At 27.3% G+C, this 25,685-nt stretch carries 26 protein-coding genes; 10 read left to right on the top strand and 16 right to left on the bottom strand.

Going from position 1 to position 25,685, the window contains the following annotated elements:
• Nucleotides 1-5 precede the first annotated feature (5 nt).
• Genes ABXT48_RS03180 through ABXT48_RS03165 form a run of 4 tightly spaced genes read right to left on the bottom strand, consistent with a single transcriptional unit; the run spans nucleotide 6 to nucleotide 5,948 of the window.
• On the bottom strand, nucleotides 6-1,415 hold the full coding sequence (locus ABXT48_RS03180) for a potassium transporter TrkG (protein ID WP_415287024.1): 1,410 nt from the start codon (nucleotides 1,413-1,415) through the stop codon (nucleotides 6-8).
• 4 nt (nucleotides 1,416-1,419) lie between these two features.
• Entirely contained in the window at nucleotides 1,420-2,811 is a 1,392-nt protein-coding gene (gene trkA / locus ABXT48_RS03175) for a Trk system potassium transporter TrkA (RefSeq protein WP_415287023.1), read from the bottom strand.
• Nucleotides 2,812-4,167, bottom strand: a complete 1,356-nt coding sequence (locus ABXT48_RS03170; protein WP_415303320.1) for a sigma-54-dependent transcriptional regulator — start codon at nucleotides 4,165-4,167, stop codon at nucleotides 2,812-2,814.
• Complete coding sequence (locus tag ABXT48_RS03165; protein ID WP_415303318.1) at nucleotides 4,167-5,948, bottom strand: ATP-binding protein; 1,782 nt, start codon at nucleotides 5,946-5,948, stop codon at nucleotides 4,167-4,169. The genes ABXT48_RS03170 and ABXT48_RS03165 overlap by 1 nt, the downstream gene beginning before the upstream one ends.
• Before the next feature lie 33 nt (nucleotides 5,949-5,981).
• Here ABXT48_RS03165 and ispD point away from each other — a divergent pair, with 33 nt between their 5' ends.
• Genes ispD through ABXT48_RS03150 form a run of 3 tightly spaced genes read left to right on the top strand, consistent with a single transcriptional unit; the run spans nucleotide 5,982 to nucleotide 8,051 of the window.
• Nucleotides 5,982-7,097, top strand: a complete 1,116-nt coding sequence (gene ispD / locus ABXT48_RS03160; RefSeq protein ID WP_415287021.1) for a 2-C-methyl-D-erythritol 4-phosphate cytidylyltransferase — start codon at nucleotides 5,982-5,984, stop codon at nucleotides 7,095-7,097.
• Complete coding sequence (locus tag ABXT48_RS03155; RefSeq protein WP_415303316.1) at nucleotides 7,090-7,593, top strand: phosphatidylglycerophosphatase A; 504 nt, start codon at nucleotides 7,090-7,092, stop codon at nucleotides 7,591-7,593. Before ispD ends, ABXT48_RS03155 begins: the two co-directional genes overlap by 8 nt.
• Nucleotides 7,560-8,051, top strand: coding sequence for a CinA family protein (locus tag ABXT48_RS03150; RefSeq protein WP_415287019.1), 492 nt, complete (start codon nucleotides 7,560-7,562; stop codon nucleotides 8,049-8,051). The genes ABXT48_RS03155 and ABXT48_RS03150 overlap by 34 nt, the downstream gene beginning before the upstream one ends.
• 19 nt (nucleotides 8,052-8,070) lie before the next feature.
• Here ABXT48_RS03150 and ABXT48_RS03145 read toward each other — a convergent pair whose 3' ends face one another.
• The 8 genes from ABXT48_RS03145 to ABXT48_RS03110 are packed head-to-tail and all read right to left on the bottom strand — an operon-like array spanning nucleotide 8,071 to nucleotide 14,509.
• Nucleotides 8,071-8,508: a type II toxin-antitoxin system RatA family toxin gene (locus ABXT48_RS03145; RefSeq protein ID WP_415287018.1), complete on the bottom strand. Its 438-nt coding sequence runs from the start codon at nucleotides 8,506-8,508 to the stop codon at nucleotides 8,071-8,073.
• A complete protein-coding gene (lipA, locus tag ABXT48_RS03140) occupies nucleotides 8,508-9,434 on the bottom strand; it encodes a lipoyl synthase (protein WP_415303314.1) in 927 nt (308 codons plus the stop codon). The genes ABXT48_RS03145 and lipA overlap by 1 nt, the downstream gene beginning before the upstream one ends.
• Nucleotides 9,424-9,726, bottom strand: coding sequence for an FtsB family cell division protein (locus tag ABXT48_RS03135; RefSeq protein ID WP_415287017.1), 303 nt, complete (start codon nucleotides 9,724-9,726; stop codon nucleotides 9,424-9,426). The genes lipA and ABXT48_RS03135 overlap by 11 nt, the downstream gene beginning before the upstream one ends.
• Nucleotides 9,726-10,982, bottom strand: a complete 1,257-nt coding sequence (eno, locus tag ABXT48_RS03130) for a phosphopyruvate hydratase (protein ID WP_415287016.1) — start codon at nucleotides 10,980-10,982, stop codon at nucleotides 9,726-9,728. The genes ABXT48_RS03135 and eno overlap by 1 nt, the downstream gene beginning before the upstream one ends.
• Nucleotides 10,983-11,807 carry a 3-deoxy-8-phosphooctulonate synthase gene (gene kdsA / locus ABXT48_RS03125; protein ID WP_415287015.1) on the bottom strand — a complete coding sequence of 275 codons (825 nt, stop codon included), beginning with the start codon at nucleotides 11,805-11,807 and terminating at the stop codon, nucleotides 10,983-10,985. It lies immediately after the preceding gene.
• Complete coding sequence (locus ABXT48_RS03120) at nucleotides 11,804-13,420, bottom strand: CTP synthase (protein WP_415303313.1); 1,617 nt, start codon at nucleotides 13,418-13,420, stop codon at nucleotides 11,804-11,806. The genes kdsA and ABXT48_RS03120 overlap by 4 nt, the downstream gene beginning before the upstream one ends.
• A gap of 40 nt (nucleotides 13,421-13,460) precedes the next feature.
• Nucleotides 13,461-13,763 (bottom strand): preprotein translocase subunit SecG, encoded by a 303-nt coding sequence (secG, locus tag ABXT48_RS03115; protein WP_415287014.1) that lies wholly within the window; start codon nucleotides 13,761-13,763, stop codon nucleotides 13,461-13,463.
• Between the two features lie 5 nt (nucleotides 13,764-13,768).
• Entirely contained in the window at nucleotides 13,769-14,509 is a 741-nt protein-coding gene (locus tag ABXT48_RS03110; protein WP_415287013.1) for a triose-phosphate isomerase, read from the bottom strand.
• Nucleotides 14,510-14,565: 56 nt separating this feature from the next.
• Here ABXT48_RS03110 and ABXT48_RS03105 point away from each other — a divergent pair, with 56 nt between their 5' ends.
• From ABXT48_RS03105 to gltX, 7 genes are all read left to right on the top strand, one after another.
• Nucleotides 14,566-15,987, top strand: a complete 1,422-nt coding sequence (locus ABXT48_RS03105; RefSeq protein WP_415303311.1) for a SurA N-terminal domain-containing protein — start codon at nucleotides 14,566-14,568, stop codon at nucleotides 15,985-15,987.
• On the top strand, nucleotides 15,987-17,441 hold the full coding sequence (gene trpE, locus ABXT48_RS03100) for an anthranilate synthase component I (protein ID WP_415287127.1): 1,455 nt from the start codon (nucleotides 15,987-15,989) through the stop codon (nucleotides 17,439-17,441). Before ABXT48_RS03105 ends, trpE begins: the two co-directional genes overlap by 1 nt.
• Nucleotides 17,441-18,016, top strand: coding sequence for an anthranilate synthase component II (locus tag ABXT48_RS03095; protein WP_415287011.1), 576 nt, complete (start codon nucleotides 17,441-17,443; stop codon nucleotides 18,014-18,016). Before trpE ends, ABXT48_RS03095 begins: the two co-directional genes overlap by 1 nt.
• The gene (gene trpD, locus ABXT48_RS03090) at nucleotides 18,013-19,005 is read left to right on the top strand and encodes an anthranilate phosphoribosyltransferase (protein ID WP_415287010.1); all 993 of its coding nucleotides are present in this window, start codon (nucleotides 18,013-18,015) and stop codon (nucleotides 19,003-19,005) included. The genes ABXT48_RS03095 and trpD overlap by 4 nt, the downstream gene beginning before the upstream one ends.
• Nucleotides 18,998-19,789, top strand: coding sequence for an indole-3-glycerol phosphate synthase TrpC (locus ABXT48_RS03085; protein ID WP_415303309.1), 792 nt, complete (start codon nucleotides 18,998-19,000; stop codon nucleotides 19,787-19,789). Before trpD ends, ABXT48_RS03085 begins: the two co-directional genes overlap by 8 nt.
• A gap of 88 nt (nucleotides 19,790-19,877) precedes the next feature.
• Entirely contained in the window at nucleotides 19,878-20,555 is a 678-nt protein-coding gene (gene lexA, locus ABXT48_RS03080; protein WP_415303307.1) for a transcriptional repressor LexA, read from the top strand.
• Nucleotides 20,556-20,577: 22 nt separating this feature from the next.
• Nucleotides 20,578-21,978, top strand: coding sequence for a glutamate--tRNA ligase (gltX, locus tag ABXT48_RS03075; protein WP_415303305.1), 1,401 nt, complete (start codon nucleotides 20,578-20,580; stop codon nucleotides 21,976-21,978).
• On the opposite strand, the gene lpxB is transcribed toward gltX, so the two are convergent.
• The 4 genes from lpxB to lpxD are packed head-to-tail and all read right to left on the bottom strand — an operon-like array spanning nucleotide 21,955 to nucleotide 25,634.
• Nucleotides 21,955-23,091 carry a lipid-A-disaccharide synthase gene (lpxB, locus tag ABXT48_RS03070; protein WP_415303304.1) on the bottom strand — a complete coding sequence of 379 codons (1,137 nt, stop codon included), beginning with the start codon at nucleotides 23,089-23,091 and terminating at the stop codon, nucleotides 21,955-21,957. The genes gltX and lpxB overlap by 24 nt on opposite strands.
• Nucleotides 23,088-23,873: a UDP-2,3-diacylglucosamine diphosphatase LpxI domain-containing protein gene (lpxI, locus tag ABXT48_RS03065; protein ID WP_415287005.1), complete on the bottom strand. Its 786-nt coding sequence runs from the start codon at nucleotides 23,871-23,873 to the stop codon at nucleotides 23,088-23,090. The genes lpxB and lpxI overlap by 4 nt, the downstream gene beginning before the upstream one ends.
• Nucleotide 23,874: 1 nt before the next feature.
• Nucleotides 23,875-24,657, bottom strand: coding sequence for an acyl-ACP--UDP-N-acetylglucosamine O-acyltransferase (lpxA, locus tag ABXT48_RS03060; protein ID WP_415303303.1), 783 nt, complete (start codon nucleotides 24,655-24,657; stop codon nucleotides 23,875-23,877).
• Entirely contained in the window at nucleotides 24,654-25,634 is a 981-nt protein-coding gene (gene lpxD, locus ABXT48_RS03055; protein ID WP_415287003.1) for a UDP-3-O-(3-hydroxymyristoyl)glucosamine N-acyltransferase, read from the bottom strand. Before lpxD ends, lpxA begins: the two co-directional genes overlap by 4 nt.
• Nucleotides 25,635-25,685: the final 51 nt, after the last annotated feature.

Genomic DNA, 25,685 nt, shown 5'->3' with positions numbered 1-25,685 from the left:
CGAATTTAATTTTTAAAAAGAAATTTTTTACAAATAATTAATAAAGTTAGAAGCTCAAGTCTACCAATAATCATAAAGAAAATTAGATAATATTTAGTCATAAAATTTAGATCATAAAAGCTGAAATCACCCAAACCAAACATTGAAGAATTTACTGTATTCATTATGGTTAAAATTGAGAGTTTAAAAGAGCTTTCAAAATCAATTCCACTTAGAGTTAATAAAAAAGTTAAGATTAACATAGAAATTATAAAAACTATTACAGATAGAAAATATTTATAAATTTCATCTAATTTAAATGAATCTTTTGAAAACAAGTGTTTGTTTATGTAAATATTCTTAGGCCTACTGTAAGAAAGAATTTCATTAATTGAGTATTTAAATAAAGAATAAATTTTTAAAAATCTAATACCAGAACTTGTAGAAAAAAAAGAACCACCAATAATAACCAGTATTAAAAATATAAAAGATAAATTGTTAGGAGAGTTATTTAAAGAAAATCCTGCATTAGATATACTGCTTGTTAAAGATAAAAATAATTCACTAAAATTATTTTCAAAATTTAGAAATGCAAAAAAGATAATCAATAAGAATAAGAAATAAAATAACAAATGAATGTCTTCATTAAAGAAATGTAGGTTATGATTTTTAGTAAAGATCAAATTGTAAATCAAAAAAATACTAAAAAAAGAAGATAGTAATAAAATTGATATAATTATAACTTGAGAATTATTGATCAAGATATTAGACAAATTATTCGATGGTAAAAAACCACCTGATGAAATTATGGTCATAGCTAAATTTAAAGAATTAAATAACCTAATATCAAAAAAACTTAATATCATAAAAATTGAAAGTGTAATTAATGAATAAAATAGAAATATTTTTAATGCTTGCTTGAAAGTTTCAGATTTATTAAATGATAAAAAATTAGTTAAAGATTTTTTAAAACTATGATCAAAGATATCAATCAATAATATTATGGAAAATAAAAAATAAAAACCGCCTACCCATTGTGATGCAGACCTCCATAATATTAAACTTTGATCAATGTGATTTATATTATCAAAAATAGTAAATCCAGTTGACGTAAAACCAGAAACTGACTCGAAGAAAGCGTTAACAAAAGTTAAATTATATATACTAAAATAAAAAGGTATTGAGATTACCAATGGTAATAAAAAATAACCAAGAAGAATTGTTAATATTTTATCATATATTGTTATTTTTTTTTCATCATTATTTTTTATGTAATAAAATAATATTGCTAAAAAAATTGATACTATAAATGTATATATGTAAGTATTTAAATTTAGGTAAAGGTTAAGATAATAGGAATAGGTAATATTAAAAAAAGCTAAAATTGAAACTATTCCAAAAAAAACACTCAAATAAATGAGTTTAAAGTATTTCATTAAATTAAATAGAGCTTATACGAAACATGTTTTCTACAACATGTAAGAAATCTTTTTTAGCTAAAAGAACAACAATATCTTGTTTTTTAAATATAAAATTTGACCTAGGAATAATGACATTGTCACCTCTTAAAACTGCACCAATTCTTATTTCGTCAGGTAAATTTGAATTTTTTAATTCTTTATTTACTAGCTCTGAGGTTTCGATAATTTCTGCTTCAATGATTTCATACTCACCATTTAAGATACTATAAGCATTTTCAATTGTTCCCTTGTGAATATGCTTTAAAATGCTGGAAACAGTATTCATTCTAGGATCAATAAAATCATCAATTTTTAAAGAAGTTTGCAAGAGAGAATAATTAGGCTTGTTAATCAAAGCCATAGTTCTTTTGTCACTTAACTCATCATTATCTTTAGCAAATTTTTCAACTAATACGCTTACCATTAAATTATCTTCATCATCATTTGTAAGAGCCAAAACAGTTTGAACCTCTTCTAAATTTGCCTCTAATAAAACTTCTTCATCAAGAGCATCTCCATTAATAACAATTGTGTTATTTAATTGGCTTGCAATAAGTTCTGCTCTTTCTTTGTCTTTTTCTATTATCTTAACTCTTGCAGAATCAAAACTTTCTTCTAGATTTTTTGCTAGATTAAAACCTATATTCCCTCCTCCAATAATCAAAATTTTATTAGAAATTTTTTCTGTATGACCAAAGGCTGCTAAAGTTTCGTTCATTTGTGAGGCATTAATAATAACATAAGCCTTATCATTTTTAAGCATTACATCAGTTTTTTTTAATAAAAAAAATTTTTCATCTCTAATTACACCCATTATATTTGAATTTAATTTTGGAAACTTTTTGGTAAGCTCGTTAAGCTTAATATCTTTTATTGGACAATTGGCATCTATCAAAATCTCAAGCAATCTAATTTTATTATTTGCAAAAGGGACATTATCTAATGAGCCAGGAGCTTCTAATTTTCTTTGAAGAGACTTTGCTATCTCTATTTCAGGTGAGATAATAACATCTATTGGTAAATTTTCTTTATTATAAACTTTTGTAAATTTAGGATTTAAATAATCTTGCGATCTAATTCTTGCTATTTTTTTTGGAACGTTAAATATTGAAAATGCTATTTGACATATCAACATGTTAATTTCATCATTACGTGTTACTGCAATAATCATGTCAGCATCAATTGCGTTTGCTTTTTCTAAAATAGAGGGGTAAGTGCCCTTGCCTACAATAGACTTAACATCAAGTGTGTCATCTATCTTTTGTATATCTATACTTGATTGATCAATTACAGTTATAGAGTGCTCTTGTTCACTTAAAATTTTTGCTATAGTAAAACCTACTCTACCAGCACCACAAATTATAATATTCATCTAATTTAATCCCTTGATCCCTAAACCTCTAAGTTTTCTATGTAAGGCAGATCTTTCCATTCCTATAAAGTCAGCAGTTTTTGATATATTGCCATTAAATTTTTTCAATTGTGTAGTTAAATACTCTTTTTCAAAATTTTCTCTAGCTTCTTTTAACGGTATAGATAAAGAGTTTTCTGATGATATATTATCAGTATCAGGTGTTTTTAACGATTCTTTAATAATATTAGAAATTTTATCAGCACTATCAGGTGAAAGTATTGCAATTCTCTCAATCAAATTTCTTAATTCTCTAACGTTACCTGGCCAATCATAATTGAGTAGATAATTATTATTCGCATTAATTTTAAATATTTTTAAATTATAGTTTGTTGAAATTTTTTCAGAGAAATATTCAACTAGTAAAGGTATATCAGATACTCTGTCTTTTAAAGGATCAATACTAATTTCGAAGACATTAAGTCGATGGTATAAATCCTCTCTAAAATTACCATTTTCTATTTCTTTTTTTATATCTTTACTGGATGAGCATATAATTCTTACATCCACATTAATATCATGATTGCCATTAATTCTCTTAAATTTTTGATCTATTAAAACTCTTAAAATTTTTGATTGAGTATCAAGTGGGATTTCAGAAATTTCATCAATTAAAAGGGTACCCTTTGATGATTTCTCTAAAGCACCATAAGCTATAGAGCCATTAGCTTTTTCCTCACCAAATAATTCTAGTTCATATTTCTTTATATCTAGTAATGCACCATTCAGAATAATAAAGGGGCCCTTCTGTCTTTTAGATTCTTTATGTATTTTTCTTGCAATCAACTCTTTACCTGAGCCAGTAGGTCCATTGATAAAAATTCGGCTTTCAGATACTGAGATTTTATTTATTTGGTCTTTGATATTTTTAATATTCTCACTAAATCCAACTAACTCGTAAGAATAAAAAAGTTTACTTTCAAATTCCTTATTTTTATTTTTAAGATTAATATTTTCAACAGCCCTATTAACAAAATTTAATAATCTCTCTTGATTGAAAGGTTTTTCAATAAATTCGAAAGCACCAGCTTTTAATGCTTTAATTGCCATTTCTACGTTTGCGTGTCCTGTAATTATTATAACTGGAATATTTTTATCCTTAGTTTTAATGTGTGATAAAAGCTCTAGACCATCATTGTCACCTTTATCTAATTTAACGTCTATAATTGCAACATCTGGAAGTTTTTTGTCTATCTCATTTAAAGCTTGATTGTAGTTAGCAGCTAATCTTGTTTTATAACCTGCTTCAACAATTAGATCATTAATTATATTTCTAATATCTGCATTATCATCAATAATTAATATTTCAGTACTCATTATTTTGTAAATATAATTTCTATTTTTGCTCCATTATCAAGTGAAACAAAATTTATTTTTCCATTATGATCATTTATTATCTTATTAACAATAGACAAACCTAAACCAGAGCCTTTTTTCTTTGTTGTAAAGTAGGGATTTAGAATATTTTTTATATTGTCTACAAATATTCCAAATCCTATTCCGTTATCAATAATTATAAAGTTAATTCTTTCTACATTCTCGTTTAAGGAAATATCAATTTTTCCTATCAAATTAACATCATCAATTATCTTATCCTGTATACTTTCAATGGAGTTTTTAATTAAATTGAAGAAAACTCTACTTATTTGCTCACTATCAGAATTTAAGAGTATACTTGATTTTCCTGTCTTAAAATCAATTATAATTTTACTATCCAATTCATTTATTAATTTAATGTTATCTTTTATCAAGGGAACCAAGTTGTTATCTTTAAGAATTGGCTTTGGCATTCTGGCAAAATCAGAAAATTCATTAACTAAGTTTTCAATTTGTTTAATTTGTTTTCCAATTATCAGTAAACTTTTAGAAAAATCATCTTTTTCATGTTCTGCTATTTTTCCTGAATATTTACCTTTTAATCTATCAATGGTTAGCTGAATGGGTGTGAGTGGATTTTTAATTTCATGAGCTAATTTTCTAGCTAAGTTTTCCCAAGCTTCGTGTCTTTCTTTAATTATAAGTTTTTCTTGTTGTGATTTTAATTTATCTATCATTAAATTAAAATTTTGATTTAACACCTCCATGTCTTTATCAGTTTTAATTTCTGGTACTTTAATATCTAGATTACCTTTTCCAATATTGGAAGATGCGATAATTAAGTTATTAATAGATCTAAAGAATCTTGATGAAAATCTTATAGCAATTGATATTGATAAAAATAATAACAGTGAAACTATAACAAGATAGATAAATACAAAAGATATCTTGATTCCAGTTTGTTTGTTTAAAACTGTGTAGTAAAAATTAAGAGCTTCTTGAGACTCAAGTAAATATCGAGAAATTTTTTTATCTAAATATTTGACTATATACAAATACTTTCCATCAAAATTTTCAAGTTTTATAATTGATGCTGTTTGATTTTTAAAAGCATTAATAATCTTAAGTGGTCTTTTATCATTTTGGACCATTTCTAAAGCTTCAAGCAAAGGAGGTGTATACAAGGAATTATCTTCTAAGGTTGATAAGTATAAGTTTCCATTACCTTCAATTATATGTACTTCGTCCATACCTCTAATTAGTTTTTGAGTATTTAGAAAACTTTTAAATTGATTAATATTTCTTTTCAAAAAATTGATACTTTTGTTTAAATCAAATGCTATTAAAATTATCTCTGATTGAGTTTTTGTTCTAACTTCTTCAGTATAGCTTTTCGCAATTTTATAAGAGTTGTTGACTGCTGTTGTTATTTTTTTATCTAAATATTTATCAAGTGCAAAAGAAAAAAGGAATAAAGAGAATAATGAAATTAAAATAGAAGGAATTAAAGTAAATAATGCAAAAAAAGTTATATATTTTCTATTGGCTTTAGAACCACTAACGTCAACGTCTATCTTTAAGGAATTTCTTACTTCTGAGAATATCATAAAAAAAAGAAGTATTAACAACGCAATATTTCCAATTAATAAAATCTGAAGATTATCATCAGATAATTTTAAAAAACTTTTATCAATAAACGTTAAAAAAGTTACAAAACCTATGAATAAAGTGATTAAAAATATTACAATGATAAATATATTTTTTTTAATAAAATCAATCATTGTGAACAAAATAATGTGTTATATATTTTTATCATGAATAGTTGCTTTATAATACTTGCTGGTGGTGAAAGTAAAAGATTTAATTCAAATATTCCAAAACCATACACAGATTATAAAGGTAAGCCTTTATTATTGCATTCAATTGATAAAGCTAAAGTATTTAATAAGTTTAATAAGATTGTTCTTGTAATAAATAAAAAACATAAAAATTATATCAAAAAACTTGATATCAAAAATATCACTATTATTAACGGTGGTAAGACAAGAGCACAGTCTGCTTATATTGCCTTAAAAAGCATTAAAAGAAATAATTTTAAAAATGTAATAATTCATGATGCTGCAAGACCAAACTTTTCTCTAGAACTTTTAAAGAAATTAATGGATGGATTAAAAAAAAATGATTGTGCGATTCCTGCAATTCAAACAACAGATTCTGTCAAACAAAAAACTTCAAATATAGTTAGAAATTTAAAAAGAGAGGATATTTACTTAATACAGACACCACAAGCATTTAACTATAAAAAACTTTTTGCACTTCAAAATAACAAAAGTGAAGAAATTACTGATGATGCCAACTTATTTGTAAGAGCTGGTAAAAAAATAATGATTATTAAGGGTGAGTTTACCAATAATAAAATTACAATAAAAAAAGATATTAAATTTAATGATTTAATAAAATTTGGACTTGGTTTTGATGTTCATAGGTTAGTTCCTAATAAAAAACTTTACATAGGTGGAATTAAAATACCCTCACCTATTGGTACATTGGGTCATTCTGATGGAGATCCAGTTCTGCATGCTGTAACAGATGCAATTCTTGGAGCTTGCTCTATGGGTGATATTGGTGAAAAATTCTCCGATAAGAATAAGAAATTTAAAAATATTAGATCTACCATTCTATTAAGTGAAATAATTAAGCAAACTATAAAAAAAGGTTATCTAATTAATAACCTCGATATTAATATCATTACTCAAAAGCCTAAAATTCAAAAATACAAAAAACAAATAACGAATTGCATCGCAAAAATCTGTAATATTTCTCCTACACAAATTAATATAAAAGGTAAAACAACTGAAAAATTAGGTGTGATTGGTAAGGAAAAAGCAATAGCTTGCGAAGTAATAGCCTCAGTTATTAAAAATGATTAAATCTTTCAACTCATTATTTGTGACAATGTTTGGTCTTGGTAAGATTAAATATATGCCTGGAACTTTTGGGTCTATAGCAACTATAATTATTCTTTATTATCTATTCCACACTTTAAATATTTCACCAAATATAATTTTAGTTGGGTTAATAATAATATTTATTTACTCATTTTATGCCGTTTCAAGTCATATAGAAAATAGTGAAAATAAGGATCCTGGTGAAATCATAATTGATGAATTTTTAGGTCAATCAATTCCTATATATCTTTATGAGATATCCCATGGAACAACAAAAGATGCGGGTGAAGCTATCGTTTATTATGCTCTATTTTTTATCCTTTTTAGATATTTTGACATCATGAAACCATTTCCAGTAAGTTTTTTTGATAAAAACTTTAAGAACAGTTTTGGTGTAATTATGGATGATATCTGTGCAGGTTTTTATGTGGTTTTAACCCTTGTATGTTTCATGATTTTAAAGAGCTATATTTTATAATGAAAAATATTGTTAAAAAATTAATCAAAAAAAAACTTAAAATATCTTTTGCTGAGTCTTGCACGGGGGGGTTGTTAGCTGCATCTATTACTTCTATTAGTGGCGCATCTAAAATATTCAACATAGGTCTTATTACCTATTCTAACCAAGCAAAAATCGATATTTTAAAAGTAAATAAAAATATTATCAAAAAATACGGAGCTGTTAGTGCTGAATGTTGTGGGGCTATGGTTAAGAATTTAGCAAAGATATCTAAAGCTCAAATAAATGTATCTGTCACTGGCATTGCAGGTCCTAATGGTGGAACTAAAAGCAAACCAGTCGGACTAGTTTATATCGGAGTAAAAAAATCTAATAAAATAGTAATAACTAAAAATATTTTTAAACAAAAAACAAGAAACTCAATTCAAAAAGCATCAGTTAAAAGAGCTTTGGATATTGTTAGTTCTTTAATTTGAGCAATCATTTACAATTTTTTTATACTGTTTCGGCTCTTTTTTGGAAAGCATCAGCAATTTTATTTAAACCAAATTCAAATGATTTTTCCATTAACAAATTCAAAAACTTATTTTTAATTTCAAAATCAACGTCAAAATAAACCTCCGTCATGTTGTTATTTTCTACAAATTTCCAATTATTTTGCAAGTGCTTTAGTGGGCCATCTAAATTAGTAACATTAATCGTATCATCTTTTTTATTAAATCTAACATCGCTTTTATAAGTGTCGCTAAAAGGACCCTTTCCAATTGTTAAATCTGCTATGATTAAGATTTGATTATCCTCTTCTTTTCTATCATAAATTTTCGAGTCTAAGCAAAAAGGGATGAATTCTGGATATTTTTCTATATCCAAAACAAACTCAATAAGTTTATCTTTTTTTTTATTTATGTTTCTTTTAACCGATGCCTTTGGCATTAATGATTGTTAATTCTATTTTGTTGAAGTTTAGCAAAATCTTCATCTGCATGGTATGAAGATCTAGTTAAAGGTGTCGATGAAACTAATAAAAATCCTTTTGATTTTGCAATAGTTTCTAACTCTTTAAATTCATCTGGATGGTAATAGCGGTCTAAAGGGTGATGTCTTACAGAAGGCTGTAAATATTGACCAATGGTTAAAAAATCTACCTCTGCTGCTTTTAGATCATCCATGACTTGAACAATCTCTTCTTTATTCTCACCTAATCCAACCATTAAACCTGATTTAGTGAAAACATTTTTATTTACTAACTTTGCATTCTTTAAAAGCTCTAATGATGAAAAATATCTAGAGCCTGGTCTTACTTTTAAATAAAGTCTAGGCACTGTCTCAATGTTATGATTAAAAACATCTGGATTAGCTTCTAGTACTTTTTTATAAGCATCTCCTTTTCTAAGAAAATCAGGTGTTAAAACTTCAATTGATGTGTTAGGATTTTTTTTTCTTGTTTGATCAATTACTTCATAAAAATGATTTGATCCTCCGTCTTCAAGATCGTCTCTGTCAACAGAGGTAATTACAACATGTTTTAAATCTAATTTTTTTACAGCATCAGCAATCTTAACGGGTTCAAATGAGTCTAGTTTTCCAGGCTTGCCAGTTTTTACATCACAAAAAGCACATGCTCTTGTACAGGTATCACCCATAATCATAAATGTAGCATGACGCTTACTCCAACATTCTGTAATATTTGGACAATTAGCTTCCTGACAAACTGTTACTAAATTATTTTGATTAACAATAGTTTTGGTTAAGAAGAATTCTTTACTGTTAGTTAATTTAGACCTTATCCAATCAGGTTTTTTCTTAATTGGATTTACAGGTTTGTTAACTTTTTCTGGGTGTCTTGGTTTAATTGTCATTCTTTTTAATTATATAGAGGGTCTCCCCTTCTTTGCCAAACATAAATTTTTCTCTGATTAAGGTTTCGACATAATCTAGGTCTAATTTAGTACTTAATAGAGAATTTTTAAATTCAAGCTCTTTGATTTTGTTCGATAAATTAGCTTCTTCAATTTTTAGATTAAATAAAATTTCTTTTTTTTTGAAATAAGAAAAAAGACCTCTTTCACCATCTAGAAGGTTAAAGAAAAAATAAAGTATTAAAAAAGTAGAGATTAATAAAAAATAATTTTTTTTTAATTTTCCCAGCATTAATGAATTTTACTCATTGATGCTTTTTTTCCAAGCTCTTCTTCTATACGTAATAATTGATTATATTTTGCAACACGTTCGGATCTTGCCAGCGATCCAGTTTTAATCTGATTTGAATTTGTACCTACAGCAAGATCTGCTATAAAGGTATCTTCACTGTCTCCAGATCTATGAGAAATTATTGTTTTATATCCAATAATTTTTGCAAACTTAATAACCTCAAGTGTTTCGGATACTGTACCAATTTGGTTAAGTTTAATTAATATCGAATTAGATGAGCTGTTTAAGAAACCTTTTTTAAGTCTTTCTAAATTAGTTACATACAAATCATCACCAACAATTTGCACATTGTTAGTTTGCTTCATTAATTCACTCCATGCAGGCCAATCATTTTCACCAAATGGATCTTCAATTGATTTAATTTTGTATTTATTTATTATCTTTTTATATTTTTCAATAGATCGATCTACTGAAACAAACTTCTTTGAATGAATAGAATATTTGTCTTTCTTGATTAATTCATTTGCTGCTACATCTAAACAAATTGAGACATCTTTACCATTTTTAAAACCAGATTTATTAATTGCAGCTACAACTAAATCTAAAGCTTTTTCATTGCTGCTGATCATTGGAGCAAAGCCCCCTTCATCTCCTACAGAAGTTGATAGTCCATTTTTTATAATCAATTTTCTTAAATTGCTAATTACAACAAAGCATATTCTCATGGCTTCTGAAAAACTCCTAGCCTTATCAGGTCTAATCATAAACTCTTGAATTCTTAATCCGTTATTAGCATGCGCTCCTCCATTAATAATATTCATTAATGGGTAAGGTAGTTTGTAATTATTCTTTACTAAAAATGTTTTGTATAAGGGTACTTTTTTGATTTTTGCAGAAAGTTTCTTAGCCGCCATAGACACTGCTAAAATAGTATTAGCTCCCAAGCTTGTTTTTTGCCGGGTACCATCAAGATTAATTAAGATTGTATCAATACGTGTTTGATCGTGAATATTTGCACCTGTTAATCTTTTTGAAATTTTTGTATTAACCAAATTGACTGCACCTAAAACACTTTTACCTAAATATTTTTTATTATTACTGTCTTTTTTTTCAAATGCTTCGTACGTTCCAGTTGAGGCACCTGATGGACAAATAGCTGAGGCACTTAAATTTTTTGAATAAACTTCTGCTTCAATTGTTGGGTTCCCTCTGCTATCAAAAACTTGACGAGCTCTTATCTTTAAAATCTTACTCATTTATTTTTTAATTAGATTATCTATTTCAAATAATTGAGATAGCAATTTTTCTAATTTATCTAGTGGAACCATATTAGGTCCATCTGATGGGGCATTATCTGGATCTTGATGTGTTTCAATAAAAACACCCGCAACACCAACTGCGACCGCAGCTCTTGCTAAATATTCAACAAACTCTCTTTGACCACCACTGGTCTCGCCTAAACCTCCAGGTTGCTGGACTGAATGTGTGGCATCAAAAATAACAGGGTACCCATTTTTTGCCATTATAGGTAGAGACCTCATGTCAGAGACAAGAGTATTGTAACCAAAGCTGGCCCCTCTTTCTGTAACTAAAATATTATTATTACCTGAGTCAGCAATTTTTTTTGTAACATTAACCATATCCCATGGTGCGAGGAATTGACCTTTTTTAACATTTATAATTTTCCCAGTTTTGGCAGCCGCAATTAATAAATCTGTTTGCCTACATAAAAATGCTGGAATTTGTAATACATCTGCATGAGGGGCTACCACTGAACATTGTTCGGCGTTGTGTATGTCAGTTAATATTGGAACATTTAATTCTTTTTTAATTTTATCAAAAATAGGCAAAGATTGTTCAAGACCTGCACCTCTTTGTCCTTTTAGACTTGTTCTATTAGCTTTATCGAAAGATGTTTTGTAAATAAAACCCATATTAAACTTGGAAGTTATTTCTTTAATTTTACCAGCCATATCCATAGCATGTTGCTCCGTTTCAAGTTGGCACGGTCCAGCAATAATACAAATTTTGTTATTATTTGAAATTTCTATATTTCCACAATTAACTTTTATATTTTTCATTTATGATTTTTAGCAGCCTTGATAAATGATGAGAATAAAGGATGTGGAGCTAAAGGTCTAGATTTAAATTCTGGGTGAAATTGAACAGCAATAAACCATGGGTGGTTTTTTAGCTCAATAACCTCTGGTAATTTTTTATCTGGAGATAATCCTGAAAATATAAGGCCATTTTTTTCAAATTGATCCTTATAACCAATATTAACTTCGTATCTATGTCTATGTCGTTCTTGGATAGAATTTGATTTATAGATTTTTCTAATCAAAGAATTTTCTTTTAATTTGGCCTCATAAAGACCAAGTCTCATAGTGCCACCAAGATTTTTATCAGTTCCTTTTATTAATTTGCCATCTTTATTCCATTCAGAGATTAAACCAATGATTGGAGATCCTCCAGATCCAAACTCACTTGATGTAGCTTTCTTTATATTTAACTTATTCCTTGCAAATTCAATAATAGCCATCTGCATTCCAAAACAGATTCCAAAAAAAGGAATTTTTTTCTCTCTAGCATATTTAATTGCTTCAATTTTTCCTTCTGTTCCTCTTTTGCCAAATCCGCCAGGTATCAAAATTCCAGAAACTCCTTTTAATTTTTCTTTAATTTCAGAAATTTTTAAGTTTTCAGAATCTATTCTCACTAAATTAATTTTCAAATTATTATCAATGCCGCCGTGAGTTAAGGCTTCGTCCAATGATTTATAAGCATCTTTAAGTTCAACATATTTTCCAATGATTGCAATATTGATTGATTTTTTTGTATGCAGAACAATTTTGGTAATTTTTTTCCAAGGGTTTAGATTGACTTTTTTTCTAGATTTTATTTTAAAATACCCCAACACCTGTTTGTCTAAATTTTCTCTATTGAAACTAATCGGTGCTTCATAAATAGTTTTAACATCAACGGTTTGAATTACATTTTCAATTCCAACATTACAGAATAAGGATATTTTTTTTCTATGCTCTAAAGGTATAGGTCTTTCAGATCTACAAATAATAATATCTGGTTGTATGCCAAGACTTCTTAATTCTTTTACAGAGTGTTGAGTGGGTTTTGTTTTTATTTCATCTGATGCTCTAAGGTACGGGACTAGAGTTAAGTGAATAAATAAAGCATTTTTTTTTCCTACATCATTAGAAAATTGTCTAATAGCTTCAACGAATGGGAGGCTTTCTATGTCACCCACTATTCCACCAATTTCACAAATTACAAAGTCTTCTTTTGATGTGTCACTTTTTATAAAATCTTTAATACGGTCAGTTATATGTGGGATAACTTGAACTGTTTTTCCAAGGTATCCTCCTTTACGTTCTTTCTTTAAAACATCGCTATAAATTTTTCCAGTTGTAATATTGTCAGATTTTTTTGCAGATATTCCAGAAAATCTTTCATAATGACCTAAATCTAAATCTGTTTCTGCACCATCATCTGTTACAAAAACTTCACCATGCTGAAACGGACTCATCGTTCCTGGGTCAACATTTAAATAAGGATCTAATTTTCTTAAACGTACGTTAAAACCTCTAGATTGTAATAAGTATGCAAGGGAAGCCGAAGAAAGACCTTTTCCCAATGAAGAAACCACACCGCCGGTTACAAAAATATATCGCGCCATGGTATTATCTTATAGCGATTAATTAATGAGTTTAAAAGGATTAATTATTGTTTTCAGGAATTGAAGGTGTATCACTAGACTTTTCTTCAATGATATCCAATACGGAAGATGTAGGTGTTAACTCACCTCTAGAAATTATTGTTAAAGCTAAGCTACAAATTATGAACAAAGTTGCAACTACTGCTGTAGCCTTGCCCATAAAATTACCAGCAGATCTGGAAAGCATAAAATTATCTTGAGAAACACCTATACCAAGTGCTCCACCTTCAGATTTTTGGACTAGTATCAAAAGCACAAGTACTGTTGCTAGTACTAAGTTGACTATTAGTAGAATATTTTCCATGAGGGTTAACTATATGTTTTTTTGACTATATCAATAAATTTTTTAGCATTTTGAGATGCTCCACCAATTAAAAAACCATCAATATTATTAATTTCTCTTAAGATTGTTATATTTTGGGGATTTACAGAACCCCCATATAAAATTTTTGGTAATTTATCTTTAAATTTACTTTTGATGAATTTTACTGTTTTAAAAAGATCTTGAGGTTTCGGTATAAGACCACTGCCTATAGCCCAAACAGGTTCATAAGCTAAAAAAATATTTGATTTATTTTTAATATTTTTTAAACCAATTTTAATCTGTTTGGATAAGGTTGAGCGTGTCTTTTTTTTTCTTTTTTCACTTAAAGTTTCACCGATACAAAAAATAACTTTTAATTTAGCTTCAAGAGCACTTTTAATTTTTAGATTAATTAGTTTATCACTTTCACCCTGTTCTCTATTTTCTGAATGACCAATGATTACAAAATGTGCACCAATATTTTTTAACATACGGGAATTAACATGACCTGTGTGAGCACCATAATCTTTACTTTCATGACAATTTTGTCCACCAATACCAATTTGGCAATTACTAAATTTTTTTGAAAAAGAACTTATTAAAGTATTTGGAGGGCAATAAATTAATCTACCTCCCTTTATTTCTTTAGATTTTGAAAATTTAATAACTTTATTCAATGTATTTAAGGAAGATAAATTCCCATACATTTTCCAATTGGCTACAAAATACATATATTTATTTGTCATAATGAAAAATTTAATCTATAGCTTGATATTTTAAAGATCAATAAATTAATAATGTAATGATAAATCCATTTAAAAATTTTACAAAAAAAAAGATTGGTGGCTTGATACTGATTTTTGTTATTATAATAGCTTTTGGCTTTGGTGGATTTGGTGGAGGATTTAGTACTGGAAATCAAAATAATATAGCTAAAATAAATAACACTAATATCTCTACCCAAGATTTCATGGATTACCTAAATCAATCTGGCTTAAGTCAGCAAGTAATAAAAGAGAATATCGATAAAAATGTAATTGAGGAGCTTTTGTCTTCTATGGTTTCAATGACTTTACTTGAACTTGAAATAAAAAATTTAGACCTAGTTATATCAGATGAAGTAATTGTAGAAACTCTTAAGAAAAATAAAAACTTTCTAGATGAAAATGGTAATTTTCAAAGAACTCTTTATGAAAAGTTTTTACTTACAAATAGTATGAGTGCAGCGATGTATGAAATAAAATTAAAGAATAACGTTCTACAAAAAGAACTATTTGCATATATAAGTGGTGGAGCGAAATCTCCCAACTTTTTAACTAATAAATATTTTATAGAAAACAATAGAAAATTAGATATTGAATTTATTAAATTAAATAGATTTTATAAAAAAGTGGATGAATTTACTAATCAGGAAATTAAAATTTTTATTGACGAAAATTCAGAAAAACTTAAGCAAGATTATATTGATTTTTCTTATGTGATAATAACGCCTAAAAACTTATTGGGTGTAGATGAATTTAATCAGGTTTTTTTTGATGCAATTGATGAAATTGACAACAAGATATATAAAAACATAGATTTTAAGACAATTACAAATGAATTAAATGTCAATGTGATTATAAAAAAAGATTATATTAATTTAGAAAATAAAGAGACAATTGAAAATAAAATTTATAATTCTAGAAAAGACGAGATTGAAATACTTGAAGACAATGGAACATTCATCTTTTATCAAATAGATAATGTGATTCAAAAATTACCCAATTTGAATGATGAAAGATTTTTAAAACAAATAACAAACCTTCTATTTCAAAAAGAAAAATTTGAATTTAATAAAAATATACTAAACCAATTAGATAAAAATGAATTTAACCAAGAATCATTTGATAAACTTGGGAATGGTGAAGTTGAAAAAACTCAGTTAAACTCAATTAAGGATATTAATAAATTTGAAAATAATTCTGTTAAAGTTTTATATACACTACCAATTAATACATTTACTCTGATTGTTGATAGAGAAGACAATGTATTCATAGCTAAGGTTATGAAGCTTGAAGATATTGAAATTTCTCCAGATTCAGATATATTTAATGCAATCTCTAACGAAGCGAGTGCAGAAAATAGAAACGAAATATTAAAATCATATGATTACCTTTTAAACAATAAATATAAGGTGATAGTTAACGAAAAAACTCTTGATAGGGTAAAAAGTTACTTTAGATGATACTTAATAGAAACTTTAAAGATTTTAAGTTTCAACACTCAAGAAACAAAAATCAAATCATATATACCTCTCGAAAAGTACAAAATGATCAGGAAGTTTTAAACTTAATTGATAATTTTCTAAGGGAAAAAAATAGTTTTATTTTTGAGTCAGTTGAGAAAGGTAAGATAAGAGGGAGATATACCATCTTTGGCAAAAACCCAGATAGAATTTGGGAATTTAATAATAAAAACTCTTACCTGACTACCAATAACATTAAAAAAAAAATAAAAGGTGCTCCAGAGAAAATTATAGAAGAGATAATAGAAGAATTTAAGTTTAAAACTCCAGCAAGTCTACCACCAATTTGTTCTTTAATATCAGGGTATTTTTCTTACGATTCTATTAGATATATCGAAAAAATTCCCAATAAATGTAAGGATGATTTAAAGCTACCTGACGTTAGACTTTTAAGACCAAGAACATTGGTTATTCACGATAACTTAAAAAAAAAGATTTTCTATATTATTAATATTTTCAATGATGAAAAGATTCTAAATTATAAAAAAAAGTATTTTGCAATTGAGAATGAAATTAATGACCTCATAATAAAGGCCTCCCTAGTAAAGAATAATTCTAATAGTAATACAAAAACTAATATTAAGGTTAAATCAAACACTTCAAAAAATAAGTTTTTAAGAATGGTTAATGAAGCAAAAAAATACATAAGAATTGGAGATATTTTTCAAGTCGTTTTAAGTCAAAGGTTTGAAGCTAAATTATCCAAAACACCCTTGGAAATTTATAAAAAACTGAGAATTACTAACCCTTCTCCCTTTATGTATTTTTTTAACTTTAAAGATTTTCAGATAATAGGAGCAAGTCCAGAAATCTTAGTTAGACTAAGAGATAACAAAATTACCGTTAGGCCAATTGCTGGAACTAGACCTAGAGGTAAAAATTTAAAACAAGATAATTTTTTTGCAAAAGATTTACTTAAAGATAAAAAAGAACTTTCTGAACATTTAATGTTACTTGATTTAGGTAGAAATGATGCTGGTAAAGTTTCCAAAATAGGAACTATTAAAGTGACAGAAAGTTTTATGATCGAAAAATACTCACATGTAATGCATATCGTTTCTAATGTAATCGGTGTTTACAATAAACAATTTTCAAAATTTAAATCATTACTTGCTGGATTTCCTGCAGGAACTGTTTCTGGTGCACCTAAAATTAGAGCTATGGAAATTATTGATGAGCTAGAAACAACTAAAAGAAAAGTCTATGCTGGAGGTATAGGTTATTTTTCTGCAAATGGTGAATTTGATACATGTATTGCACTAAGAACTGCTGTTGCAAAAAACAAAAAATTTTACGTTCAAGCTGGTGCAGGCATTGTAGCTGATAGCAATCCAATTAAAGAATACGAAGAAACTGTATATAAAGCAAAAGCTTTAATGAATGCATTAAAATAATGAAAATTATATTAATAGATAATTATGATAGTTTTACGTTTAACTTATATCACTATGTATCATCTCTTGGTGTTACAGTTGATGTAATTAGAAATGATGAAATTACTCACAAACAAATAATAAAAAATAAATATGACAAAATTATTATATCGCCTGGACCTGGTAATCCAAATCAATCAGGGAATTGCATTAAAATAGTAAAAGAGCTTTATAAAAAGATACCTATTCTTGGTGTGTGTTTGGGTCATCAAATTATTGGTCAAGTTTTTGGTTCTAAGATTATTCAAGCAAATAAGTTAATGCATGGGAAAACTAGCATCATAAAATCAAAAAAAATAGGTATTCTTAAAAACCTTCCTTCTGAATTTGAAGCTACAAGATACCATAGTCTTATAATTGATAAAAAAACATTACCTAATCAACTTGAAATTACCGCTGAAACAAAAGATGGAATTATTATGGGTGTAATGCATAAGGAATATAATATCCACGGTGTTCAATTCCACCCTGAAAGTATAAAAACTGTCATTGGAATTAAGATATTAAAAAATTTTATTATTTACAAAAACAAATGAAAATTTTCATAGATAAATTAAGAAATAACCAAGACTTGTCATTTAATGAGAGTAAAAGAGCTTTTGAAATACTCATGGAGGGTAAAGCAGCAGATGATGAAATTTTTGATTTTTTAACCCTACTTTCAACAAAAGGAGAGGTCGCTGATGAAATTGCTGGGGGGGTTTATGTACTAAGAAATAAATCTAAAAGAGTTAATGTTAATGATTGCATTGATACGTGTGGAACAGGTGGAGACGGCATGAATACACTCAATATATCGACTGCATCAGCACTACTTCTATCTAGTATGGGTATTAAAGTTGCAAAACATGGCAACAAAGCTGTTTCCTCCAAATGTGGTTCAGGTGACGTTTTAGAAGCTTTAAACATAAAAATAGATTTAGAGCCAAAAGATATTGAGGAGCAAATTAAAAAAAATAACTTTGGTTTTATGTTTGCACCTAACTATCATAGTGCAATGAAATTTGTTGGACCTATTAGAAAAAAGATAGGTAAAAGAACAATCTTTAATATGATTGGTCCTTTAAGTAGCCCTGCCCTAGTTGATAGACAAGTGGTTGGTGTTTTTGATAAAAAGCTATTAAAAATTTTTGCTAGTGCCTTGAATAATTTAAACATTAAATTTGCCTGGATTGTAAATAGTGAAGATGGATTAGATGAAATATCACCCTATTCAAAAACTAATGTTGTTCAATTAAAAAATGGTGAAATTTCTGAAATATTAATTGACCCTATAAAACTAAATATAGATGCAAATGAGTTTAAAGATTTGCTTGGAGATGATGCAAAATTTAATGCTTATAAAATGCTGGATATATTTAAAGGTAAGGATAACGATTTTTCAAAAGCTGTTTGTTTAAATGCAGCAGCTGGCCTTATTGTTTCAGAAAAACATACAGTATTTATTGATGCGTATAATGAAGCAAGAAAACATATCTTATCAGGAAAAACATACAATAACTTAAAGGAAATTCAAAATGTCTAAAGACGTACTAAAAGAAATTATAAAAAAAAAAATTGAAAAAATTGATTTATTAAAAAAAACAATTTCATTAGATGCTTTAAATGAACAAATTGATCTAAATAAATCATTTATAAATTTTAAGGATAAAATTCAAAACAATGTTGATAATAATAAGATTTCTTTAATTGCAGAAATAAAAAAAGCAAGCCCGTCTGCTGGTGTTATAGTGAGTAGTTATAACCCTATTGAAATAGCAAAAATCTATAACAATAATAAAGCAACATGCTTATCAATCCTTACAGAAGAAGATTTCTTTTTGGGTAAGCTAAGCCATATTAGTGAAGTAAAAGAAAAGATTAATCTACCCGTTCTATGTAAGGATTTTTTTATTGATAAGTTTCAAGTAACTCTTGCCAAAAGTTATGGTGCAGATGCAATACTGATTATATTGGCTGGTGTCTCAGATGACCTCGCTAATGAATTGTATGAAGAAGCTCTGAAGCTTAATATGTCAATAATTGTTGAAGTGCATACGGTTGAGGAAGCAAAGAAAGCTCTTAGCTTTAAAGAAGCATTAATTGGAATAAATAATAGAAATCTCAAAACTTTAAGAACAGATCTTAATACAACTTATGATATCTATAGCGTGTTAAGTAATCACTCCTCTCCTTTAATTTCTGAAAGTGGAATTAAAACAAAAGAAGAACTTCTTTCTTTAAAGAACAAAACAGAAATAAAAACTTTTTTGATTGGTGAATCACTTTTAAAAAATTTGGATAAAAATTCAATTTTTTCAGTTCTTTAGTAAAATAAACCCCTATTTTAAATACTTTTTAGCTATTGCCGTATTAGAAGAACACTTGTAGAACAGATTTTGTACTTTATTTGTTCTTATGCTAACTAAAAAACAAAAAAACCTGCTATTATTCATCAACAAAAAGTTGAGAGCCTCAGGCGTATCTCCTTCGTATGAAGAAATGAAAAATTCGTTAAATTTAAAATCTAAATCAGGAATTCACAGATTAATAAGTGCCTTAGAAGAAAGAGGTTTTATTAGAAGGTTAGCTCATAAAGCAAGAGCTTTAGAGGTTATAAAGCTTCCCGAAACCGCTTCTGCTAATGATATTTACAATAGTTTTTCGCCTAGTGTTATCAAGGGTGGACTGGATATAGATAATACTAACTTAAATGAAATGGAAATACCTGTGCTAGGTAGTATAGCTGCAGGAACACCTGTAGAGGCAATACAAAATGAAGTTTCTCGTATACCGCTTCCAAGCAATCTTGAAAAAAACGGTCAATATTTTGGTCTAAAAGTTCAAGGTGATTCAATGATTGAAGCTGGCATTAACGAAGGAGATACAGTTATCATAAAAAGATCTGATACTGCAGATAATGGTAAAATTGTTGTAGCATTAATAGATGAACACGAAGCAATGTTGAAAAGGATTAGAAGAAAAGGAAAAACTGTAGCACTTGAAAGTGCTAATAGAAACTATGAAACCAAAATATTTGGTCCAGATAGAGTAAAGGTTCAAGGTATTCTTGTATCTTTATATAGAAACTTCTAAGAAAATAGTCTAAAAATCATTGATGTCAAATGTAGCAACAAGATTTGCTCCCTCGCCTACTGGAGCTCTTCATATTGGTGGTGTAAGAACTGCTTTATTCAATTGGCTATATTCTAAAAATAAAAATGGAACCTTTCATTTAAGAATTGAAGATACAGACAAGGAAAGGTCTAAAGATGAATACAAAATTCAAATTATCAAGTCTTTAAAATGGATTGGTATTGAGCATGATGGTGATGAATACATTCAATCAACTAAAATTGATGATCATATAAATGTAGCAAAAGAACTGCTTAAAAAAGGACATGCTTATAAATGTTATTGTTCAAGTGATGAAATAGAAGAGCAAAAAAAACGAGCAAGACAAAAAAAGCTTCCTTATATTTATAATAGGAAATGGAGAGATCTTCAAGAATCTGATGCTCCTAAAAATATCAAACCAGTAATTAGATTTAAAAGTAAAATTGAAGGAACTTCAATACTAAAAGATTTAGTGCAAGGAGATGTTGAAATAGAGAATATTACAATAGAAGATTTTATAATTTTAAGAAATGATGGAACACCAACATACAACCTTTCAGCAACCGTAGATGATTATCAAATGAACATGACACATATAATTAGAGGTGACGATCATAAAATTAATACATTCAAACAAATTCAAATATATTTAGCGATGGATTGGGATCTTCCTAATTTTGCACATATTCCATTAATCCATACTATTGAAGGAAAAAAACTATCAAAAAGAGATAATACATCAACATTAGACGATTACTCTAAAATAGGAATAATGCCTGATGCTTTAAGAAATTACCTGTTAAGGTTAGGCTGGTCTTATCAAGATAAAGAAATATTTACACTAGAAGAAAGCATTCAGTATTTTAATTTAGGAGGAATTGGTAAATCTCCATCAAAGTTAGATATGAGCAGAATATTATCAATGAATGAACACTACATTAAGACTATTGATGAAAATGAACTTTATGATCATCTTGTCAACTATTGTGAAATTTATAAAGAAAAAATTAAACCTGAAAAAGAAACTAAAATTAAACCTTCATTAACTTTTCTTAAGAATAAGGCAAAGACTTTAGAGGATATATTTAATAACGCTAAATATATAATTTTTGATGATGTAAAATTTGAAGATAAAGATTTAGAGTTAATTGACGATAAAGCAAAAAATATTATTAAAGAGTTTAAAGAAAAACTAATTTCAATAAATACATTAGATAAAGAAACTCTAGAGCCAATAATTAATGATTTAATAAAAAAATATGAAACTAATTTTAAAGGTGTAGGTCAACCATTGAGGGTTGCTTTAACGGGGTCAAAATTTGGACCTGGTTTGTATGATATAATAATTTCCCTAGGGAAAGAAGAAGTGGAACGAAGATTAGGAAATAAGATAATTATTTAAGATTAAAGCTGCTTCAGTTGATGAAGAAGATTTTGACCTAATTCCCTCTAAAGTTTTTTTACAATCAATTAATTGCTTTTCAATTAACTCTGGATTTTTAAGAAAATATGTAACAGTTTTATATATTTCTTCCGCATTGCATTCTTTTTGTAATAATTCAGGAATTACCTCTTTGTCATTAATAATATTAATAATATTTGCAAACTTAACATTAACCAATAATCTAAATATCATAAAATTTATAAAACTTAATTTGTAAATAATTATTGAAGGAACATTAGCACTAGAAATTTGAAGTGAAATTGTTCCAGATTTAGAGACTGCAAAAATTGAATTAGATAAAACCTGATCTTTTATATTTTCATCTGAAATAACATCTATATTATCTAAATTAGTATTTTTAACCATATCGATTATAAATTCTTTATTTTCATCTGTGGCATGAAAAACAAATGAATGATCAAAATTTTTTTTATTCATCAATTTAATAAAACTCAATAAAATTGGCAAAAGAACACTTGTTTCTGATTTTCTACTACCTGGAAATAAAGATATAATTTTCTTATCTTTAGAAATTAAATTTTCTAATGTTGTTATTACATTGTCTTTTTTTTCAATTAAGGGATGACCAACAAAAGTATTCTTAATATTCTCTTCATCAAAATATTTTTTTTCAAAGTCAAATAACAAAAGCATATGATCAATAAACTTTTTAATTTTTTTAACTCTGTCTTTTCTCCAAACCCATACCTGGGGAGCAACATAATGGATTGTCTTTATGTTGTTATTAATATTTTTTACCTTTTCAGCAACTCTTAGAGTAAAATCGGGACTATCAACACTAAATAGGATATCAGGATTAAATTTTATAATCTCATCAACAGTTTTGTTAATTTTTTTTCTAATCTTAAAGATATTAAATAATACGCTAGTAAAGCCCAGGTATGTAATATCTTTTAGATCAAAAATAGATTGAATTCCTAATTTTTTAATATGTGTTCCCCCTACTGACAAATATTCAATATTTGGATAATTTATCTTAAGTTTAGAAATAACTGTTGAGGCCAATTTATCACCAGAAGGCTCACCTGTTAAAACAAAAATTTTTTTCATATAATTTTAATAAAAATTTTATTTTTATTTGCAAAACTTATACATTTAGCTTGATCTAGGAATATATTTTTTTTAGACTTTAAAACTATACCTTTTAAACCATATTTTTTACAATCTTTTAAAGTTTGAAGACCAATAGTGGGTAAATCCATTCTTAAATCTTGTTTTTTTTTAGGTAGCTTAATCAATATTCCTCGTGATTTTTTCTTTAATTTTGACAACATTTTTTTTGTCCCGTATCGATCTTCAGTTGCTAAAATAGTATTATCTTTGACGATCACTGCTTGAACGTGATCTAAATTATTTAGTTTATTAAAGTAATTAATTCCATTTTTAATAGAATTACCATCACTTATATTAGGTTTTAACTTAGTATAGTTTCCACTTTTAACCGTTAGTTCAGGGTTAAAAAAGACAGAACTAATAACTTTTATATTTTCATTATCTAAAATTTTTATTATAGCTTTAATAATTGCTGCATCACCTATTTTTGCTGCTTTTAAAATACTAGGCATATAATAAACACCTTTAAGGTCCAATCTTAATGCTGAAAATTTTGGTTTAGCAATTTTGCCTGCAAATAAAACTTTTTTTGATTTTTTTTCTTTAATCAAGTGTATTATTTTTCCAAACTTACCAATACTTATTCGATTAGAGTTTATATATTTTTTGAATTTATTATTTTTTGAAAAATCAATAATGAAATATTCTTTATTTAATTTTTTTATTTTTTTAAGAACAACTTCTGAAAAATCAGTATCTCCTAAAAATAGTCCAATCATCTTATTTTGAAAATGGTGTGCAAATAGGCCTTTTTTTATCTTTCTCTAAAAAATTAATTACTTCTAATACAAGTTCATTATTTTTAAAATCTTTATTTAAATTAATTAAATTTTGAGTTAAATTTTCATCCTTAAAGATTTCTTTATATGCATCATTTAAATTCAAAATTTGTTTATTTGGAATATTTTTTCTTCTTAAGCCTATTAAATTTAATCCTTGTAGAACGCTTCGGTTGCCATGGGCTATCCCATACGGTATGACATCCCTTACAACACCACACATTCCTCCTATCATTGCTGATCTTCCAACTCTGGTAAACTGTTGTACTGCTGAATTACCTCCAATTATGACATTACTTTCTATATGTGCATGTCCACCTAAAGGAACATTGTTAGCTAAAATAACATTATCTTCGACCAAACAATCGTGTGCTATGTGTGAGGAAACCATAAATAAGCAGTTATTTCCAACCTTAGTTAATCCACCACCGCCAGTAGTACCAGGGTTAATAGTTACATATTCTCTAATTTTATTATTGTCACCTATTTCAAGCTTCGTTTGTTCGCCATTAAATTTTAAATCTTGAGGATCATTTCCAATTGACGCAAATGAATAAATCATATTATTATTTCCAATTTTGGTATGTCCAACGATACTTACATGTGATTGTATCATAGAATTTTCTCCTATTTCAACATTAGGACCTATTATTGAATAAGCTCCAATACTAACATTTTTACTAATTTTTGCTTTTGGATCTATAATTGCTGTTTTATGTATCATTTATTATCTTTTAAAAAATCTCTAATATTTTTTGCAGGATATCCCATTACTTTTGAATTTTCTGAGATATCTTTTATCACACCACTACCACCAGCTATTTCTACATTATTTCCAATTGTTAAATGACCAGAAATACCAGCTTGTCCACCAATTCGAACGTTGTTACCAAGGATAGAACTACCAGCAATTCCTACTTGTCCTGCTATGATTGAATTTTCGCCAATTTTAACATTATGTGCAATATGTATTTGATTATCTAAAAATGTATTTTTACCAATTACGGTATTTGACATAGACCCTCTATCAATAGTACAACCACAACCGATTTCAGAATTTTCACCAATAATCACAATTCCAATATGCGGATATCTTAAATTTTTTTCATTAATAGGAAAAAAACCAAACCCGTGTTTGCCGATAACACAATTATCTAAAACTGTAACGTTATTATTAATTAATGTGTTTCTTATAATAACATTTGATCCTATTGAGCAGTTGTCACCAATTGAAACATTCTGTTCAATTATAGTATTATGTCCAATTAAACAATTAGATCCAAGGGTAACATTGTCACCAATTAAAACATTTTTTCCACATTTTACTTTATCTTTAAATTTTGTTTCAGCTATATCTCTAGCTGTATAATCAAAATTATCATTAATTGAACTAGGATAAAATTTTGATGTAACTAAAGAAGTTGAAAGCAAAACATTCTCAACTACTAATGGTGTGCAGCTTTTTGGTAATTCATCTTTTAAAACTTCAGTAGTTATGCAAAAAGAGGCTTTAGTATTTTTTGCAATATCTTTATATTTTTTAGAGTGAAAAAAACTAATGTCATTTTTTTTTGATGTAAATAAATCTTTGATATCAACAATTTCTTGATTATTATCAATTATAAGATCATCAAGACTTATTAAGTGTAAAATATCTAAAATTTTAAAAGGACCATTATTTATAAAAAAAGGATTAATCATCAAAAGCTTTTTACCAAAGCAAATTACACTGTGTTATCAAGATTTGTTGCT

It is taken from the genome of Candidatus Pelagibacter sp. Uisw_101 (assembly GCF_047727615.1).
Classification (GTDB): Bacteria; Pseudomonadota; Alphaproteobacteria; order Pelagibacterales; family Pelagibacteraceae; genus Pelagibacter.
The sequence above is the reverse complement of the archived record's forward strand: the minus strand, read 5'-3'. Positions and strand labels throughout refer to the sequence as shown.

Bases quoted from the DNA above. Each gene is read 5' to 3' on its own strand.
- ABXT48_RS03135 (WP_415287017.1), bottom strand. From the start codon at position 9,726: ATGCTGGGAAAATTAAAAAAAAATTATTTTTTATTAATCTCTACTTTT.
- ABXT48_RS03170 (WP_415303320.1), bottom strand. From the start codon at position 4,167: ATGAGTACTGAAATATTAATTATTGATGATAATGCAGATATTAGAAAT.
- lipA (WP_415303314.1), bottom strand. From the start codon at position 9,434: ATGACAATTAAACCAAGACACCCAGAAAAAGTTAACAAACCTGTAAAT.
- ABXT48_RS03095 (WP_415287011.1), top strand. From the start codon at position 17,441: ATGAAAATTATATTAATAGATAATTATGATAGTTTTACGTTTAACTTA.
- ABXT48_RS03145 (WP_415287018.1), bottom strand. From the start codon at position 8,508: ATGCCAAAGGCATCGGTTAAAAGAAACATAAATAAAAAAAAAGATAAA.
- trkA (WP_415287023.1), bottom strand. From the start codon at position 2,811: ATGAATATTATAATTTGTGGTGCTGGTAGAGTAGGTTTTACTATAGCA.
- eno (WP_415287016.1), bottom strand. From the start codon at position 10,982: ATGAGTAAGATTTTAAAGATAAGAGCTCGTCAAGTTTTTGATAGCAGA.
- ispD (WP_415287021.1), top strand. From the start codon at position 5,982: ATGAATAGTTGCTTTATAATACTTGCTGGTGGTGAAAGTAAAAGATTT.
- lpxI (WP_415287005.1), bottom strand. From the start codon at position 23,873: ATGATTGGACTATTTTTAGGAGATACTGATTTTTCAGAAGTTGTTCTT.
- ABXT48_RS03120 (WP_415303313.1), bottom strand. From the start codon at position 13,420: ATGGCGCGATATATTTTTGTAACCGGCGGTGTGGTTTCTTCATTGGGA.
- kdsA (WP_415287015.1), bottom strand. From the start codon at position 11,807: ATGAAAAATATAAAAGTTAATTGTGGAAATATAGAAATTTCAAATAAT.
- secG (WP_415287014.1), bottom strand. From the start codon at position 13,763: ATGGAAAATATTCTACTAATAGTCAACTTAGTACTAGCAACAGTACTT.
- lpxA (WP_415303303.1), bottom strand. From the start codon at position 24,657: ATGATACATAAAACAGCAATTATAGATCCAAAAGCAAAAATTAGTAAA.
- lpxD (WP_415287003.1), bottom strand. From the start codon at position 25,634: ATGATTAATCCTTTTTTTATAAATAATGGTCCTTTTAAAATTTTAGAT.
- ABXT48_RS03180 (WP_415287024.1), bottom strand. From the start codon at position 1,415: ATGAAATACTTTAAACTCATTTATTTGAGTGTTTTTTTTGGAATAGTT.
- trpD (WP_415287010.1), top strand. From the start codon at position 18,013: ATGAAAATTTTCATAGATAAATTAAGAAATAACCAAGACTTGTCATTT.
- ABXT48_RS03105 (WP_415303311.1), top strand. From the start codon at position 14,566: ATGATAAATCCATTTAAAAATTTTACAAAAAAAAAGATTGGTGGCTTG.
- ABXT48_RS03110 (WP_415287013.1), bottom strand. From the start codon at position 14,509: ATGACAAATAAATATATGTATTTTGTAGCCAATTGGAAAATGTATGGG.
- gltX (WP_415303305.1), top strand. From the start codon at position 20,578: ATGTCAAATGTAGCAACAAGATTTGCTCCCTCGCCTACTGGAGCTCTT.
- ABXT48_RS03165 (WP_415303318.1), bottom strand. From the start codon at position 5,948: ATGATTGATTTTATTAAAAAAAATATATTTATCATTGTAATATTTTTA.
- lexA (WP_415303307.1), top strand. From the start codon at position 19,878: ATGCTAACTAAAAAACAAAAAAACCTGCTATTATTCATCAACAAAAAG.
- ABXT48_RS03085 (WP_415303309.1), top strand. From the start codon at position 18,998: ATGTCTAAAGACGTACTAAAAGAAATTATAAAAAAAAAAATTGAAAAA.
- ABXT48_RS03150 (WP_415287019.1), top strand. From the start codon at position 7,560: ATGTTTCATGATTTTAAAGAGCTATATTTTATAATGAAAAATATTGTT.
- lpxB (WP_415303304.1), bottom strand. From the start codon at position 23,091: ATGAAAAAAATTTTTGTTTTAACAGGTGAGCCTTCTGGTGATAAATTG.
- ABXT48_RS03155 (WP_415303316.1), top strand. From the start codon at position 7,090: ATGATTAAATCTTTCAACTCATTATTTGTGACAATGTTTGGTCTTGGT.